Origin of the sequence: Streptomyces sp. NPDC014727, assembly GCF_043083485.1 — a bacterium.
Classification (GTDB): domain Bacteria; phylum Actinomycetota; class Actinomycetes; order Streptomycetales; family Streptomycetaceae; genus Streptomyces.
The window spans coordinates 109,849-122,931 of the sequence record NZ_JBIBYR010000011.1 but is presented as its reverse complement, the minus strand read 5'-3'; the positions used below and the strand labels follow the sequence as shown (position 1 = coordinate 122,931).

At 71.9% G+C, this 13,083-nt stretch carries 8 protein-coding genes and 2 pseudogenes; 3 read left to right on the top strand and 7 right to left on the bottom strand.

The genetic code is table 11. The annotated features are described in order from the left end of the window. Nucleotides 1-55 precede the first annotated feature (55 nt). Nucleotides 56-4,675 carry a HEAT repeat domain-containing protein gene (locus ACF1B9_RS19190; RefSeq protein ID WP_391740362.1) on the bottom strand — a complete coding sequence of 1,540 codons (4,620 nt, stop codon included), beginning with the start codon at nt 4,673-4,675 and terminating at the stop codon, nt 56-58. Nucleotides 4,676-4,732: 57 nt separating this feature from the next. Beyond that, nucleotides 4,733-4,897 (bottom strand): hypothetical protein, encoded by a 165-nt coding sequence (locus tag ACF1B9_RS19185; RefSeq protein WP_391740363.1) that lies wholly within the window; start codon nt 4,895-4,897, stop codon nt 4,733-4,735. 74 nt (nt 4,898-4,971) lie between these two features. On the opposite strand from ACF1B9_RS19185, the gene ACF1B9_RS19180 reads away from it, so the two are divergent. Next, nucleotides 4,972-5,892, top strand: a complete 921-nt coding sequence (locus ACF1B9_RS19180) for a LysR family transcriptional regulator (RefSeq protein WP_391740364.1) — start codon at nt 4,972-4,974, stop codon at nt 5,890-5,892. Nucleotides 5,893-5,906: 14 nt separating this feature from the next. Here the strand turns inward: ACF1B9_RS19180 and ACF1B9_RS19175 are convergent, their stop codons facing one another. The 3 genes and pseudogenes from ACF1B9_RS19175 to ACF1B9_RS19165 all read right to left on the bottom strand — a co-directional run. Continuing rightward, nucleotides 5,907-6,500 (bottom strand): TetR/AcrR family transcriptional regulator, encoded by a 594-nt coding sequence (locus ACF1B9_RS19175; protein WP_351074876.1) that lies wholly within the window; start codon nt 6,498-6,500, stop codon nt 5,907-5,909. A 94-nt stretch (nt 6,501-6,594) separates the two neighbouring features. Next, nucleotides 6,595-6,720: pseudogene (locus ACF1B9_RS19170) on the bottom strand (hypothetical protein); the annotation flags it as partial. After that, nucleotides 6,709-7,134, bottom strand: a pseudogene (locus tag ACF1B9_RS19165) (RNA-guided endonuclease TnpB family protein); the annotation flags it as partial. The pseudogenes ACF1B9_RS19170 and ACF1B9_RS19165, both read right to left, overlap by 12 nt. A 53-nt stretch (nt 7,135-7,187) precedes the next feature. Between ACF1B9_RS19165 and tnpA the strand changes: the two are divergent. Beyond that, the gene (tnpA, locus tag ACF1B9_RS19160) at nt 7,188-7,616 is read left to right on the top strand and encodes an IS200/IS605 family transposase (RefSeq protein ID WP_391740365.1); all 429 of its coding nucleotides are present in this window, start codon (nt 7,188-7,190) and stop codon (nt 7,614-7,616) included. 114 nt (nt 7,617-7,730) lie between these two features. Here tnpA and ACF1B9_RS19155 read toward each other — a convergent pair whose 3' ends face one another. Next, nucleotides 7,731-8,495, bottom strand: a complete 765-nt coding sequence (locus tag ACF1B9_RS19155) for an SDR family oxidoreductase (RefSeq protein ID WP_391740366.1) — start codon at nt 8,493-8,495, stop codon at nt 7,731-7,733. A gap of 185 nt (nt 8,496-8,680) precedes the next feature. Here ACF1B9_RS19155 and ACF1B9_RS19150 point away from each other — a divergent pair, with 185 nt between their 5' ends. Beyond that, nucleotides 8,681-9,946 carry an exo-beta-N-acetylmuramidase NamZ domain-containing protein gene (locus tag ACF1B9_RS19150; RefSeq protein ID WP_391740367.1) on the top strand — a complete coding sequence of 422 codons (1,266 nt, stop codon included), beginning with the start codon at nt 8,681-8,683 and terminating at the stop codon, nt 9,944-9,946. Between the two features lie 85 nt (nt 9,947-10,031). Here ACF1B9_RS19150 and ACF1B9_RS19145 read toward each other — a convergent pair whose 3' ends face one another. Further along, nucleotides 10,032-12,860 (bottom strand): penicillin acylase family protein, encoded by a 2,829-nt coding sequence (locus tag ACF1B9_RS19145; protein WP_391740368.1) that lies wholly within the window; start codon nt 12,858-12,860, stop codon nt 10,032-10,034. Nucleotides 12,861-13,083: the final 223 nt, after the last annotated feature.

Below are 13,083 nucleotides of genomic sequence, written 5' to 3'. Positions count from 1 at the left end.
ATCCCCGCGTGCGCTCCGGTCGTTGCCGGGTCGCCTCGCGTTGCTGCCGGACAGGTCAGGGGTGTTGCCGTACGTACGGGCCCGATCGTCCGATCCGGTCGAGGACATCGGTGTAGAGGGAGCGTCTGTCGGGGCGGGCGTGGGCGGCGGCCCTGCGGAGGGCCGGGATCGCCGCCTCGCCCATCCCGGCCAGCCCCTCGGCCGCCGTCCTGCGCACGACGGGGTGCGGGTGTGCGAGCAGCGCCGTCACGGCGGGGATCGCGGGCTCCCAGCCGGCGTGGCAGAGCGTGCGGATCGCCGTGCGCGTCACGTCCGGACGGGGGTCGTCCAGCAGGAGCATCGTGTGACCCAGGTGGGTCCGCCGGTCCAGCATCGTCCGTGAGGTGCGGTGGGCACGCAGCCGGACCCCGACCCGGGGATGGCTCAGCAACTCCGCGAGCAGATCGCGCAGTCCGGGGTCCTCGTCCGGCGCCGGGCCCGCATGCGCCTCGGCCAGTTCCGTGAGGGCCCGGCCCATCTGTTCCGGAGTACCGGTTCGGGCCAGGTCGAGCAGGTCCCGCCGGGACGGGCGGCGCGGGGCCGCGGCAGGCGCGGCAGGCGCGGCAGGCGCGGCAGCGGCACGATCGCGGAGCGCGGCCGAAGCCGCCTCGTCCCGCGAGACGGCGTCCGGGCCGCGCAGCGGACCGTCGACGAGCAGGAGCCGGTCCGCGAGTTCGTCGCGTCCCTCGGCGCGCAGCCGGCGACAGGTCCGCGTGAGCGCCGGGGTCCGCAGCAGTCCGCGGCCGAGGAGCAGGTCCAGGAAGCCCCAGGCCCCGGCGTCGAGACGGTCGCCGAGTGTCCTGGCGAGCGCGTCGGCGGGGTACGCGCGCAGGGTGTGGCCGATCGCGGGTGCGGCGGTGGGCGGAGCCTGATCCCACCACTCCAGCAGCAGTGGCACGAACGGTTCCAGTGCCCACGGGTCGAGCTTCGAGGCCACGAGAGCCACCCGGTCGCGCAGGATGTCGTCCCCTCGGAGCTCCGCCTCGTCGACGACACCCAGCACGCGGGCGAGGTCGGCGCCGACGGGTATGCCGACGCGCCCCTGGAGGAACGCGTGAAGCACCGGCAGCCGGGCCTCGGTCTCGGGCCACTTCGCCAGTGCCAGCGCGGCGGTCTCCCTGCGTTCCGGGCGGGTCGACTCCAGCATGTCCAGCAGGCGCTCCCGCAACGCGGTCGAGCGGGGCTGGTCGAGATCGTCGACATGCACCTGCCGGGGCGGCGGCGTGGGGGCGCGGGCGGTCTCGACGATGGTCCAGGGCGGTGCGTCGAGGGGCTGGAGCGCCGTCATCCAGTCGAGCAGCGCGGCCCGGACGTCGGGGGCCGCGCCCTGGTGGACCTCGATCAGCGCGTTCAGCCGGTCCCGTGAGCCGACCGTGCCGTCGTCCCGTCGGCGGAACTCCTCCAGTGTGCCGGGATCCCGCACCGTAGCGTCCAGCGCCGCCCGCCATGCCCGCGCCTCGGCCGAGATGCCCGCGGTGGCGGACTCGGGAACCGCGAACGCCTCCCTCAGCACGGCGGCCCCGGCCCGCCGGGGGTCGGCGCCGATCCGGGCCGACGCCAGTGCCTGGTCGAGGTCGGTGCGGACCAGTACCGCGCCGAGGCCGCGCAGCAGCGTCAGCGTGGACCGGCCGGGCGTCGCGGGTGCGGGGCGCAGGGCACGTATCGCGGCGACGACGACCGGCCGACCGGCCGCCGTCAGTTTCGGCGCGACCGCTTCGAGTACCGCGAGCAGGTCGTGCCGGTCCTCGTCCCGGGCGTCCGCGAGCGCGTCGAGCAGGACCCGGGTGGACCGGGCGAACACCGCGAGCTCCCCGGCCGTGCGGGGTGCGGGGCAGACACGCAGCGCGAACCGCACCGTCCTGCCCCGCACGGCGGGCCGGGAACCGGCCAGGCGGAGCCAGTCGGCGAGCATCGGCCGCAGGTCGTTCAGCCGCTCGGGGCACGGCGGCACATCCCGCTCCACGACGCGCAGCGCCACCGAGGGGCTCCAACCGCCGTCCACCAGCGACCTGATGTCACGCTCCGTCGCGGTGTCCGCCACCGGCCGCCGGCCGTCGGGCGATGCGGTGATCCCGTGCCTGGCCAGCGCTGCCGCCAGTTCCCTCACCTCTCCGGAGGCCAGACCCACCCGCCTCTCAGCCACCAGGGAGAGCAGGCCGGCCGCCACCGGTGACGCCTGGTCGTCCAGCGCGAGGACCGACCGGGCCGTGAGCGCGCCGTCGAGCCCTTCCAGCAGCAGTGCGCGGGTACGGTCGTCCCGGCTGTGCTCGGCGGCGGCGAGGAGTGTCGCCGCGTAGGCGTCGCCGAGGACGGCGCGCAGGGCCGCGACGAGTGCTCCACGCAGCCCCGGGTTGTCGTGGTGCCCGAGCCAGAAGAGCAGTTCGGGCAGCGCCGCCGGGGTGCCCGCGCGGACCAGCGCCTCGGCGGCGGTCTTCTTGATGTTCATGTTCGGACGGCCGAGACAGGCGGCGATCGCGGTGGACGCCCAGTGGGCCCGTGCGTGGCCCAGGGCGAGGAGGGCCTGCCGGACGGTCTGGATGTCCTGGGCGGTGGTGAGCGCGATCAGGCCGGCCGACAACGCCTGTGCGTCCTCGCCGTCGGCGTCGCGGGCGAGCAGGGCGATGACGTGCTTGCGCACATGCCGGTCGCGGTGGCGCAGCAGCCGGTGCACCCGGGCGCGGGTGCCCGCCCAGGGGGCCCGCCGCAGCAGTTCGAGCAGGATCGCCTGTTCGCGGTCGGACAGACCGGGCCGGTCCAGCAGATCCAGCACCGTGGTCGCGACGAGTGCGTGACCGGCCTCTCGCGCGTCCGCCGTGTCCAGCAGGCAGACGGGCCGGATCGCGCCCCTCTCGTGGAGCCGGCGGCCGAGGGCGTACACGGCGTCCAGGGCCTCCTGCGGCACCACGGGCTCACCGCCCGGCCGTCCGTGTTCCCGATCCGCCGACGCCGCCAGGTCGGTCACGACGCGCAGCAGCAGATCGGCGACGACGGGCAGGGTGCCGGGGCCGGCGTGGGCCGCCAGCCTGCGGAGCGCCGCCATCGGCTCGTCCGGGTCCGGACGAAGGCTCAGCAGGGCCAGTTCGCGTTCGTCCGGGCCGCCGAGGCCGGCCGCGATGCGCGCCGGCAGGTCGGCGGGATCCAGGCGCAGGAGGAGGTCGCGCCGTTGCTCCGGGTCCCGGGTCAGCTGCCACAGCAGTTCGAGGGCGCGGTGGCGTACGGCGCGCAGATGGGGCGCGATGACGTCCCGGGCCGGGCCCAGGCCCAGTCCTTCTCGCAGGGCCAGTACCGTCCGCTGCCCACCGATGGCCTCCAGGGCCTCCAGTGCCGATGCGGGGGCCGAGGGCAGAACAGCGAGCACGGCCTCCTCGGCGTCCGCGTGGCGCAGCTCACGGATCGCTTCGAGGAACGGACCGGGGACGGCGGTCGAGGAGAGCGCACGGGTGATCGCCTCGCCGATCGGGAGCTCGCACGTGCCCTGCCCGGCCAGGGCCACCAGCAGGGCGAGCCGTCGTGACCGGCCCGGATCGTCGGCGATCGCCTCCGTCAGCAGCCCGTACACCTGCTTCCGGCAGGTGTACAGGATCGTCGCGACCTCGCCGGGCGGAATCGAGTGGTCGGACAGGGCCAGGCCGATGACGGCCGCGACGTCCGGACCGTCCACGAAGTGCCCGCGCCGGTGCAGTCCGCGCAGACAGGCCATCGCCGGTCCGCCGAACAACAGGGGGTCGCCCGCGGCGACGGCCACGAGTCCACCGATGTCGTCGCGGTCCGCCAGATCGCCGAGCAGCTCCATGCCCCGTCGGCGCAGTCGCGGCGGAAGGTCCGGATCGACGACGGCCCGGCGCAGCAGATCCTTGTGGCCGTGGCGAGCGGCGGCCGTGAGGGCCGCATCGGCCACCCCGGGGCTCGTCCGGACCGGACCGGCGGCGAGAAACGCGGTGAGGCGTCCCTGCGGCAACGGCTCCACCGCCGCCCACGGCTCGGCGAGTTCGCCCAGCGCGTCGGCGACGACCTGGTCGCTGTCGGCGCCGAGCAGGCCGATCAGGCCCTCACGGACCAGCGCGGGAGCCAGCAGTCCGGCGTGCAGCCCCTGCCGGGCGAGCCGCAGCGCCTCGGCCTGCAGCACCGGATCGCCGCTGTCCGCCAGTTCGCCCACCAGGCGCGCCGGCCGGTGCGCACCGGTGATGTCCGCCTCCCGCACCGCCTGGTAGAGGAGTTCGCCCGGGGCTTCGTCACGGATCACCGCAGGCTCGACGAGGAGTTCGGCGCGCAGCCACGCGATCCTCACCCGTACCGGTGGCCCGGCCGTGCGCCAGGTCGGGCGGGGCCGGTCCTTCAGCCGCGGGCCGAGCCGCTCGTGGAGCCCTGCCAGGAGGAGATCCGCCTCCGGCGGCCCCATCAGCGACACCGGGAGCAGAGCGGCGAGTTCGGCCGTCTCCCCGTCGTCGGAGAGACCCGCGGCGACGCGCTCGGTGAGCAGGACCGCCCCCAGATGACGCACGCCGGGGTCCTCGTGCCGGATCAGTTGTCCGAGCACCGCCGTCGAGCAGTCGTGCGCGTCCAGGAGCCGGGACAATCGGTCGGCGTCGGCCCTGCGGACGGCGTCGTGGATCTGTTCGTCGGCCGGCGTCTTCACCCTCGGATGCTAACCGGGTCGTTCCCGGCCCCACCAACGGAATTCGCCTCTCCGTCGTCAGTAGCCGCCGAACGGCACGTGATCCGCCAGGGCCAGGTCGCGCGCGAAGGCCCTCACCCGCAACAGGCACCGGGCGGCGAAGCGGACGGCCGGTCCGTGGCGCGGGCCGTAGGCCGCCGCCCAGAGCGCGGGGACGTGCGCGGACCGCTGGATGTGAGTCATACAACCAGCTTCGACCCGTTCCGATGGTCGGTCCAACAGATGGTTCAGCTGGCTGTCATCGATATCGTGGATGGATGGAGATGCGCCAGCTCCGCCACTTCATGGCGGTGGTCACGCACGGCACGTTCACCGCCGCCGCCCGTGCGGAGCTGATCGTCCAGTCCGCGCTGAGCACGTCCGTACGCAACCTGGAACGGGAGCTGGGTGCCGAGTTGTTCGACCGGACCGGCCGGCGGGTGATCCTCACCGAGGCGGGCCGGGCACTGCTGCCGTCGGCCCGCTCGGTGCTCGCCGGGGCCCAGGCCGGGCGGGACGCGGTGGCCGCCGTGTCGGGGCTGGCGACCGGACGCGTGCGTATCGGGACCATCCAGACGCTGACCTGCGTGGACCTGGCGGCCGAGCTGGCCGCGTACCACCGGCTCTGGCCGGGGGTGCAGATCTCGCTGCGCGAGGCGACCACGCCGGAGCTGGTCGCGGGGGTGCGGGCCGGTGAGCTGGACCTCGCCTTTGTCGCGCCGGACGCGGCCGAACTCCCCGATGGCATCGTCGGTTTCGCGACCTGGCACGAGGACCTGGTGCTGATCACCGCGCCGGGTCACCGGCTGGCCGCGGCCGGACGCACCCTGATCAAGGATCTCGCCGACGAGCCGTTCGTGGACTTCCGCGCGGGCACCGGTCTGGAGACCGCGGTGCGGCGGCTGGCCGCACACTGCGGGCTGGAGCGCCGGATCACCTGTGACGTCACCCAGATCCGGCTGCTCGTCGAACTCGTACGGGCCGGGATCGGGGTGGCGATCGTGCCGCGCCGGATCGGTGAGGACGCGGGACTGCCGTGTGTCGGCATCCGCCAGCCGGAACCCGGGCGGACGGTGGTGCTCGCGGGGCGGGCGCCCCGCCCGCCCAATCCCGCGGCGGAGGCGCTCCTCGGCCGGCTGACCACCGGACGGGCCCCGGGCACCGGCGACGCGAGCCCGGCCCGCCCCGGACGGGCGTGACCACAGGACAGCCCTCAGGGGCGCAGGGCACGCAGCAGCAGATCGGCCAGGTGGTCGGCGACCTCCTGCTGGCTGAGCGGGCCGTCGGGGCGGTACCAGGTCGACAGATGGTGGACCGAGCCGAAGTGGTAGTCGACGATCAGGTCCGCCGGGGTGGCCGTGGAGAACACTCCGCTCCGCTGGCCCTCCTCCACCAGGGCCCGGAAGCGCTCGTGGTAGCGGCGCCGCTCGACCCTCACCTGCTTGTTCTTCTCCGGGCTGAGGTGGTGCATGGACCGGAAGAAGATCGAGGCGTCGTCGAGGTTCTCGATGGTCGTGACGACCACGTCCGCGGCGGCGTCCCGCAGCCGCTGTTCGACCGGGGCGTCGGCGTCGGCAAAGGCGTCGAGGCGCTCCTGCTGGAGCCGGAGCACCCGGGCGTAGACCTCCTGGAGCAGGTCCTCCTTGGAACCGAAGTAGTGGTAGAGGGCGCCCTTGGTGACGCCCGCCGCCTCGACGATCTCCTGGACGGAGGTCCGGTCGTAGCCCCGCTCGGCGAAGAGCCGGGTGGCGGCGGCCAGCAGCCGCTGAGGGACGGGGGGCGTCTCCCCGTCCGTCGCCTTGGCCATTGCCGCCACCTTCCTTCCGTACCGTGCGCGAATCCGTGCTGTGCGGGGGGGGCGGACCACCGTGCGTGAAGCGGTCCGTCATGCCCGAGAGGGTCTATCGGGGGGAACGCAGTTCCCGCCTGAGGATCTTCCCACTCGCCGTCTTCGGGAGTTCGGCCAGGATCTCGACCTCGCGCGGATACGTGTACGCGGCGAGCCGTTCCTTGCAGACGCCTTGGAGGCGGACACGGGTGACGGGGTCGTGCGGGGTGGAGTCCCAGCGGCAGCCGTCGCCGTCCTTCGGGAAATCCACGGTGTCGAACCGGTTGCCCGACCGGAAACGCGGATAGCCCGTCTTCTCACCGGCCTTCACCCGGCGGAAGAACGCGGCGAACGCCTTGTCCAGGCGCCGCAAGGTGGCCTGCTGGCTGGAGAACGACCAGCGTCCCTGACGCTCGGGGTCGAAAGCGCGGATGTCCTTGAGTTGAGCGGACTGCTGCCCGTACCGGATCGTTGTCTTCGAGGCATGCCGGTAGGCGTCGCGACGCTCCTGCAACGCTCCGTTGCAGAGCGAGCAGTGATCGCGCAGCATCTCGGCAAGTGCGCCTCGCTGGCCCGCGGTGGGCCGCATGAGGAACTTGTACGCACGGATCATCCGACCCACCCCCCTTTCCCGGTCAGCTCGCAAGAGCATACTACGCTTGGCGTATGTCACCCCGCTGGGAACCAAAACCCGATATTCGCACTGGTCGTCACGTCGTCTACAACCTTCACGCTCACTTGGTGTTCGTCACGAAGTACCGGCGTGGCGTCTTCGATGACGCCATGCTGAAGCGGTGCGAAGAGATCATGCGGGAGGTGTGTGGCAAGTTCGAGGTGGAACTACGGGAGTTCAACGGCGAAGCCGATCACGTACACCTGCTGGTGCACTACCCGCCGAAGATCGCCCTGTCCAAGCTGATCAACAGCCTCAAGGGCGTCAGCTCCCGATACCTGCGGGCCGAGTACACCGGCCGGATCAACCGGATCGGCATGGGGTCCGTCTTCTGGTCCCGCTCCTACTTTGCCGGGTCCTGCGGCGGTGCGCCGCTGACCGTGATCCGGCAGTACATCGAAGGCCAGAAGCGACCTATCTGACCATCACCCCGGAGGCGAAGCGAACTCCGGCGCTGCGCGACTACGGGCCGAGGATGCGTTTCCCTCCCCGGCCGAAGCCGGGGATACCCACGCAAGATCAACGGATGGACTCGGTCATGCGCCGGTGTCCTCCCACTTCCGCTGGAGGTGGTTCATGTTGCCGAGCCAGTGGTCGGTGTCCTTGGTGCGGGCCCGGTAGTACCCGGCGACCTCGGGGTGCGGCAGGACGAGGAAGCGGTCCTCGGCCATGGCGTCGAAGAGCGCGTCGGCGACCGCCTCGGGCTCGATGGCGCCGGGGACGAGGACGAGCTCGCCGGCCGATCCGGCGGCGGTGAGCATGTCCGTGCGCACGCCCTGCGGACAGATCGCGTGGACCTTGACGCCGCGGTGGCGGTAGGTGAGCGAGAGCCATTCGGCGAAGGCGACGGCACCGTGCTTGGTGACGCTGTACGGTGCGGCGCCGATCATCGTCAGCAGTCCGGCGGCCGAGGCGGTCGAGACGAAGCGGCCGCTGCCGCGCTCCAGCCAGTCGGGCAGCAGCGCCCTGGCCGCACGGACGTGGGCCATCACATTGACGTCCCAGGCGGCGGCCCAGACCTCCTCGTCGGCGAAGGCGTCGCCGGGCGAGGCGAGGCCCGCGTTGGCGCAGTAGATGTCGACGGTGCCGTCCAGCGCGTCCCGGGCGGCGTCCACGATCCGTGAGGCGTCACCGCCGACGGCCGTGGCGCCGATCTCCTCGGCCAGCGGACCGATCCCGGCCTCGTCGAGGTCGTTGACCACGACCCGCGCGCCTTCCGCGGCGAACCGGCGGGCCAGGGCGGCCCCGATGCCGCCTCCGGCCCCTGTGACCACTACGCCCGCGCCGTGCACCGTACTCATCGGGTCCCGCCTCTCTCAGCCGACTGCACCAGCAGACTAACCAGTCGGTATGTCGCGATGGAAGAGGTTGACGCCGCTTGGGCGGCACTCCTGTCACACCCGTCACGTCCGGCTCATTCCGTATGGCCTGAACGCGCGCTAGCGTGCGTGACCATGACAGAGGTCGCGATCATGGAGGTAGCCGAATGAGCCTGTCCAGACGTGGTTTGCTGGCCGCCGGCGGTGCGGTGGGCGCCCTCGCGGCGACGGCCGCCGGGACCGGGGGCGCGAGCGCCGCCCCCGCCCCCGGCAAGGGGCACAGCCGGGTCCGCACCGGCTTCGACCGGCTGGCCGCGGACGGCTACGCGCTGTTGAAGGGGCAGAAGGTCGGGGTCGTCACCAACCCGACCGGGATCACCTCCGACGTACGCCACATCGTCGATGTGATGCACCCGGACGAGCGGGTGGACCTGGTCGCGGTCTTCGGGCCCGAGCACGGGTTCCGCGGCACCGCGCAGGCGGGCGGTTCGGAGGGACGCTACGACGATCCGGCGACCGGACTCCCGGTGTACGACACGTACTTGAAGAGCGGTCAGCCACTCGCGGATGTCTTCACCGCGTCCGGCGTGGACACGATCGTCTTCGACATCCAGGACGCCGGAGCCCGCTTCTACACGTACATCTGGACGCTGTACGACTGCATGGAGGCGGCGGCTCTCGCGGGCAAGCGGTTCGTCGTCCTGGACCGGCCGAACCCGGTGACCGGGCGGGCGGCTCTCGGACCGGTGCTCGACCCGGCCTTCGCCACGTTCGTGGGCCGGCGGGAGATCTCGCAGGCGCACGGCATGACGGTCACCGAGTTGGCGCTGCTCTTCAACGCGGAGTTCCTTGCCGAGCGGCCGGTGGACCTGCGCATCGTGAAGATGTCGGGGTGGAAGCGCTCGGACTTCTTCGACACGACCGGGCTGCCCTGGGTGCCGCCGAGCCCCAACATGCCGACGCCGGACACCGCGCTGGTGTACTCGGGGACCTGCCTGTTCGAGGGGACGAACCTCTCCGAGGGGCGCGGCACCACCCGGCCGTTCGAACTGCTCGGCGCGGAGGGCATCGACCAACGCTGGGCGGCGGCCGTGAACGCGCTCGGCCTGCCGGGGGTCGCGTTCCGCGAGGCGTACTTCGCGCCGACGTTCTCCAAGTTCCAGGGGAAGACGGTCGGCGGGGTGCAGTTGCATGTCCACGACCGTGCGGCCTTCGACCCGGTACGCACCGGGATCGCGCTGCTGGTGACGGCGAAGCGGACCTGGAGCGGGTTCGAGTGGCGCTCGGACAACTGGATCGACAAGCTCACCGGCAACACCCGGGTCCGCACGATGATCGACGCGGGGGCCGACACGGATGAGGTGGTCGGGGCCTGGGCGAAGGACCTCGCCGCGTTCCGGTCGGTCCGCAAGAGGTATCTCCAGTACCGGTGACACGGTGAAGCCGGGTGGGCCCGGGAGTTCGGGCCCACCCGGCGCACGCGTTCCGTCCCAGAAGGCCGGACGGTCCACGGATGACCTACCGGTGGGCGGGGAACTCCACCACCTGCTGGTAGGTCGGGCGGTTCTGCCAGTGGATGGACTTCTGCGCGATCCCGCCCAGCGGCCGGTGCACGATCGAGTCCGAGCACCACTGCTCGCCCGCCTTGCAGTTGTCGTCCCCCGGGTACACCTCTGCGGCAGGCTCCGCCGCGGCCCGCTTCAGGGACGTCAGCAGCGCGTCGCGGCAGCTGTCCAGGTCACCGTTCCCGCAGTACGTCCTGGCCAGCGGGCCCTTGACCGGCTGCCCCAGGACCCGGCGCAGGTCCTTGTCCACGAAACCCCACCAGCCGTACTGGAACGCCGAACCGCTGTGCGCCCCGCTCGGTCCATGGCTGGCCGCAGGGGACTCGTCGGTGGCGAGGTTGGCGGTCAGCGCCTCGTACAGGCCGTCACCGAGGCCCGGCCGGAATTCGGCCTCGACCAGCTTCGGCCACCACGCGTCCATGATCCGTACCGCGTCGGCGTAGGTATACGCGTGCGATCCGGGACTGTTCTCCCTGCGCTGCGAGCCGGCCGCCCGCCAGGACTCCAACTGCTGTACTGCGGCGTTCAGTTCCGGGTCGGTGACCGGCCGGGAGCGGATCACCTTCAGCAGTTCGGGCAGCAGCTGCTCGCCGCGCAGATCGGTGACTGCGGCCTGGGCCATCGCCCGGGTGAGGGAGGCGCGGGTCACGCCGCCCTCCTCGACCAGCTTCGCCACCCGGTCGTCCAGCAGATCGGCCCGGTGCACCGCGCCGAGCCCGAAGCCCGCGGCGGCGTACCCCTTGGCCTGCTTGTTGTTCCAGGAGACGTAGTAGTCCTGGCCGCTGGAGTGCGGGTGCTCGGCGAACGGGGTGTACGCGGCGGTGTTGGCGGCCGGGTCGTACCCCTTCCACTCGTAGGCCCGCTCGGCCTTCACCGGCAGCGCCGGGTCGACGCCCGCCGCGCGCACCGGGTTCATGCCGCTGTTGTAGTACGCGGCGGTGCGGGAGTCGGCGTAGAACCAGTTGAACGCGTAGTCGATGTCGCTCGCCGCCCGCTGGAAGGAGGCGGCGTCCTTGACGTACGCGGGGTCGTTGAGCATCTGGAAGCCGATGATCGAGTCGGCTTCGTGGCGGTAGGTGGTGCGCAGCGAGGTGTACGCGACGGGCTTGCCGCCCACGGTGGCACGGTGGGTGACGATGCCGTAGTTCGTGCGCCGGACCTGCATACGGTAGGAGCCCTTCGCCGTGGAGTCGGCGACGGTCGGTTTCCAGGAGTTGGTGCGCTCCAGGGTCTCCATGGCGGTGCAGGTACCGCGGTAGAGGTAGTGCGTGGAGTCCTTGGTGGGTGCGGAGCCGTCGGGCTCGCACAGGTCGATGGCGTAGGCGTCGGTGATGTCCTGACCGGCCGAGGTGGCGCTCCAGGCGTAGTCCTGGCCGCGGCCCATCTGGATGTACATGCCGACACCGGCGAAGGAGACACCGCGGGCGCTGATGCCCGGGCCCTGGATCTCCTGGAGCATCATCAGCTGCGGGGCGAAGTAGCCGGTCTGCGGCCCGAACACGGCGATCGGGTTTCCGCTCGCGGTGTGCTTGCCGGAGACCAGCAGGGCGTTGGACATGCCGCGCTTCTGGGCGCCGGAGCCGGAGCCCGGCAGCGAGCCCGCGGGGATGACGCCGTCGTCGTAGATGCCCTGGGCCTTCCTGAGCGTGGCCGGGGCCTTGACGGGGGCCTTCCTGTCGGTGCCCGCGGAGCCGGTCCGGTCGTGGATCAGGGGTTCGGCCGTGACGGACCCGGCGTCGGGCAGCGCGGTGCCACGCGCCGTGGCGGGCTTGCCCGCGTACGGGAACGACGTGCCGTCATGGATCGTCAGTACGGCCTCGGGGTCCTCGCGCCGGCGGAACGACTCCCAGACCTTGGTGCCCTCGGCCACGCCGTATTTCTGCTGCGCGGAGAGCAGCGAGAGCGCCGCCTGCACCTCGCCGCCGCCACCTCCGCCGAACTGACCGCCGACCACGGAGGCGATGGAGATCAGGTCCGTCAGCTTGAACGGCTGGATCTCCCCGATGTTGGTGATGGCGTCTATCTTGCCGGTGAGCACGTACTCACCGGGGAAGTACCGGCCCTTCTTGGACTTCTCGCGGTACGCGTTGATGCCGTCGACATACGCCTGAGCGTCTGCCATGGCCCGTTCCCCGCGGTCGCCCTCGTGGGTCCTGATGTGCTCGACCTGCGCTTCGAGATCCGCCTCGGTGTACGGCGCCTGCGGCCAGAACTGCTGCTCCAGGCCCTGGTTGGCCAGCGCGCCGCCGGCGAACGAGGTGAGTTCACCGCGTCCGATGTGCCGGAAGAGGTCCATCAGCCAGAGACGGTCCTGCCCGGCGGCGAATCCGGCGCCGTACTCGGTGCCGTAGCGGGTGGTTCCCTTGATGTGCGGGACACCGGATGCCTTGTCACGGGTGATGGTGACGTCGTCGCGCGGCGAGGTGACGGACTCGACCTGGTCCTTGGGGACGCCGAACGAGGCGTCGTTGAAGAAATCGGTCAGCTTCTGGTCGGTGAGACCGGCGTGTCCGGCCACCAGGCCGTTGTAGCGGTCGAGTTGATCGTCGCTGTGGGCGGGGTGCGTACCGAACGCCTTGTTGCCGAGGATGTCGACCAGGGTGGCGTTGCCGTTCTCGCCGGGCGGCAGGATGTCGTCGCACTGCCCCTGGCAGTAGTCGGTGACGGGGGCGGGTTCCGTCGCCGCGGCGCCGGACTGCGGCGAGGCCGCGAGCAGGGTGGTGCCGAGCGCGAGTAGCGCCGCGACGGTGGCGGCTCTGAACTTGACGGTGCGTGGGGGCATGCGTGCTCCTCCGAGAGGCCGATGCGCCGGAGGTTACCGACGGTATGACCCGCCGTTGAGGTGAACAACCGTCACCTTTTCCGAATCGTCACATGCGCCGCCACGGACCTCGTGACGGTGGGACGTCCCGGATGGTGGACGTCGTCGCACATCGGTGGATCCGGAACGGGCAGTCGTACGTCCATTCCTTGACGCCGAAGTACGAGCGACGGAGGTGACGGTG

What these genes read in the sequence shown, in the direction of transcription:
- ACF1B9_RS19185 (WP_391740363.1), bottom strand. Translation starts at nt 4,897, where the DNA reads ATGACTCACATCCAGCGGTCCGCGCACGTCCCCGCGCTCTGGGCGGCG.
- tnpA (WP_391740365.1), top strand. Translation starts at nt 7,188, where the DNA reads ATGTCACCCCGCTGGGAACCAAAACCCGATATTCGCACTGGTCGTCAC.
- ACF1B9_RS19180 (WP_391740364.1), top strand. Translation starts at nt 4,972, where the DNA reads ATGGAGATGCGCCAGCTCCGCCACTTCATGGCGGTGGTCACGCACGGC.
- ACF1B9_RS19175 (WP_351074876.1), bottom strand. Translation starts at nt 6,500, where the DNA reads ATGGCCAAGGCGACGGACGGGGAGACGCCCCCCGTCCCTCAGCGGCTG.
- ACF1B9_RS19150 (WP_391740367.1), top strand. Translation starts at nt 8,681, where the DNA reads ATGAGCCTGTCCAGACGTGGTTTGCTGGCCGCCGGCGGTGCGGTGGGC.
- ACF1B9_RS19155 (WP_391740366.1), bottom strand. Translation starts at nt 8,495, where the DNA reads ATGAGTACGGTGCACGGCGCGGGCGTAGTGGTCACAGGGGCCGGAGGC.
- ACF1B9_RS19145 (WP_391740368.1), bottom strand. Translation starts at nt 12,860, where the DNA reads ATGCCCCCACGCACCGTCAAGTTCAGAGCCGCCACCGTCGCGGCGCTA.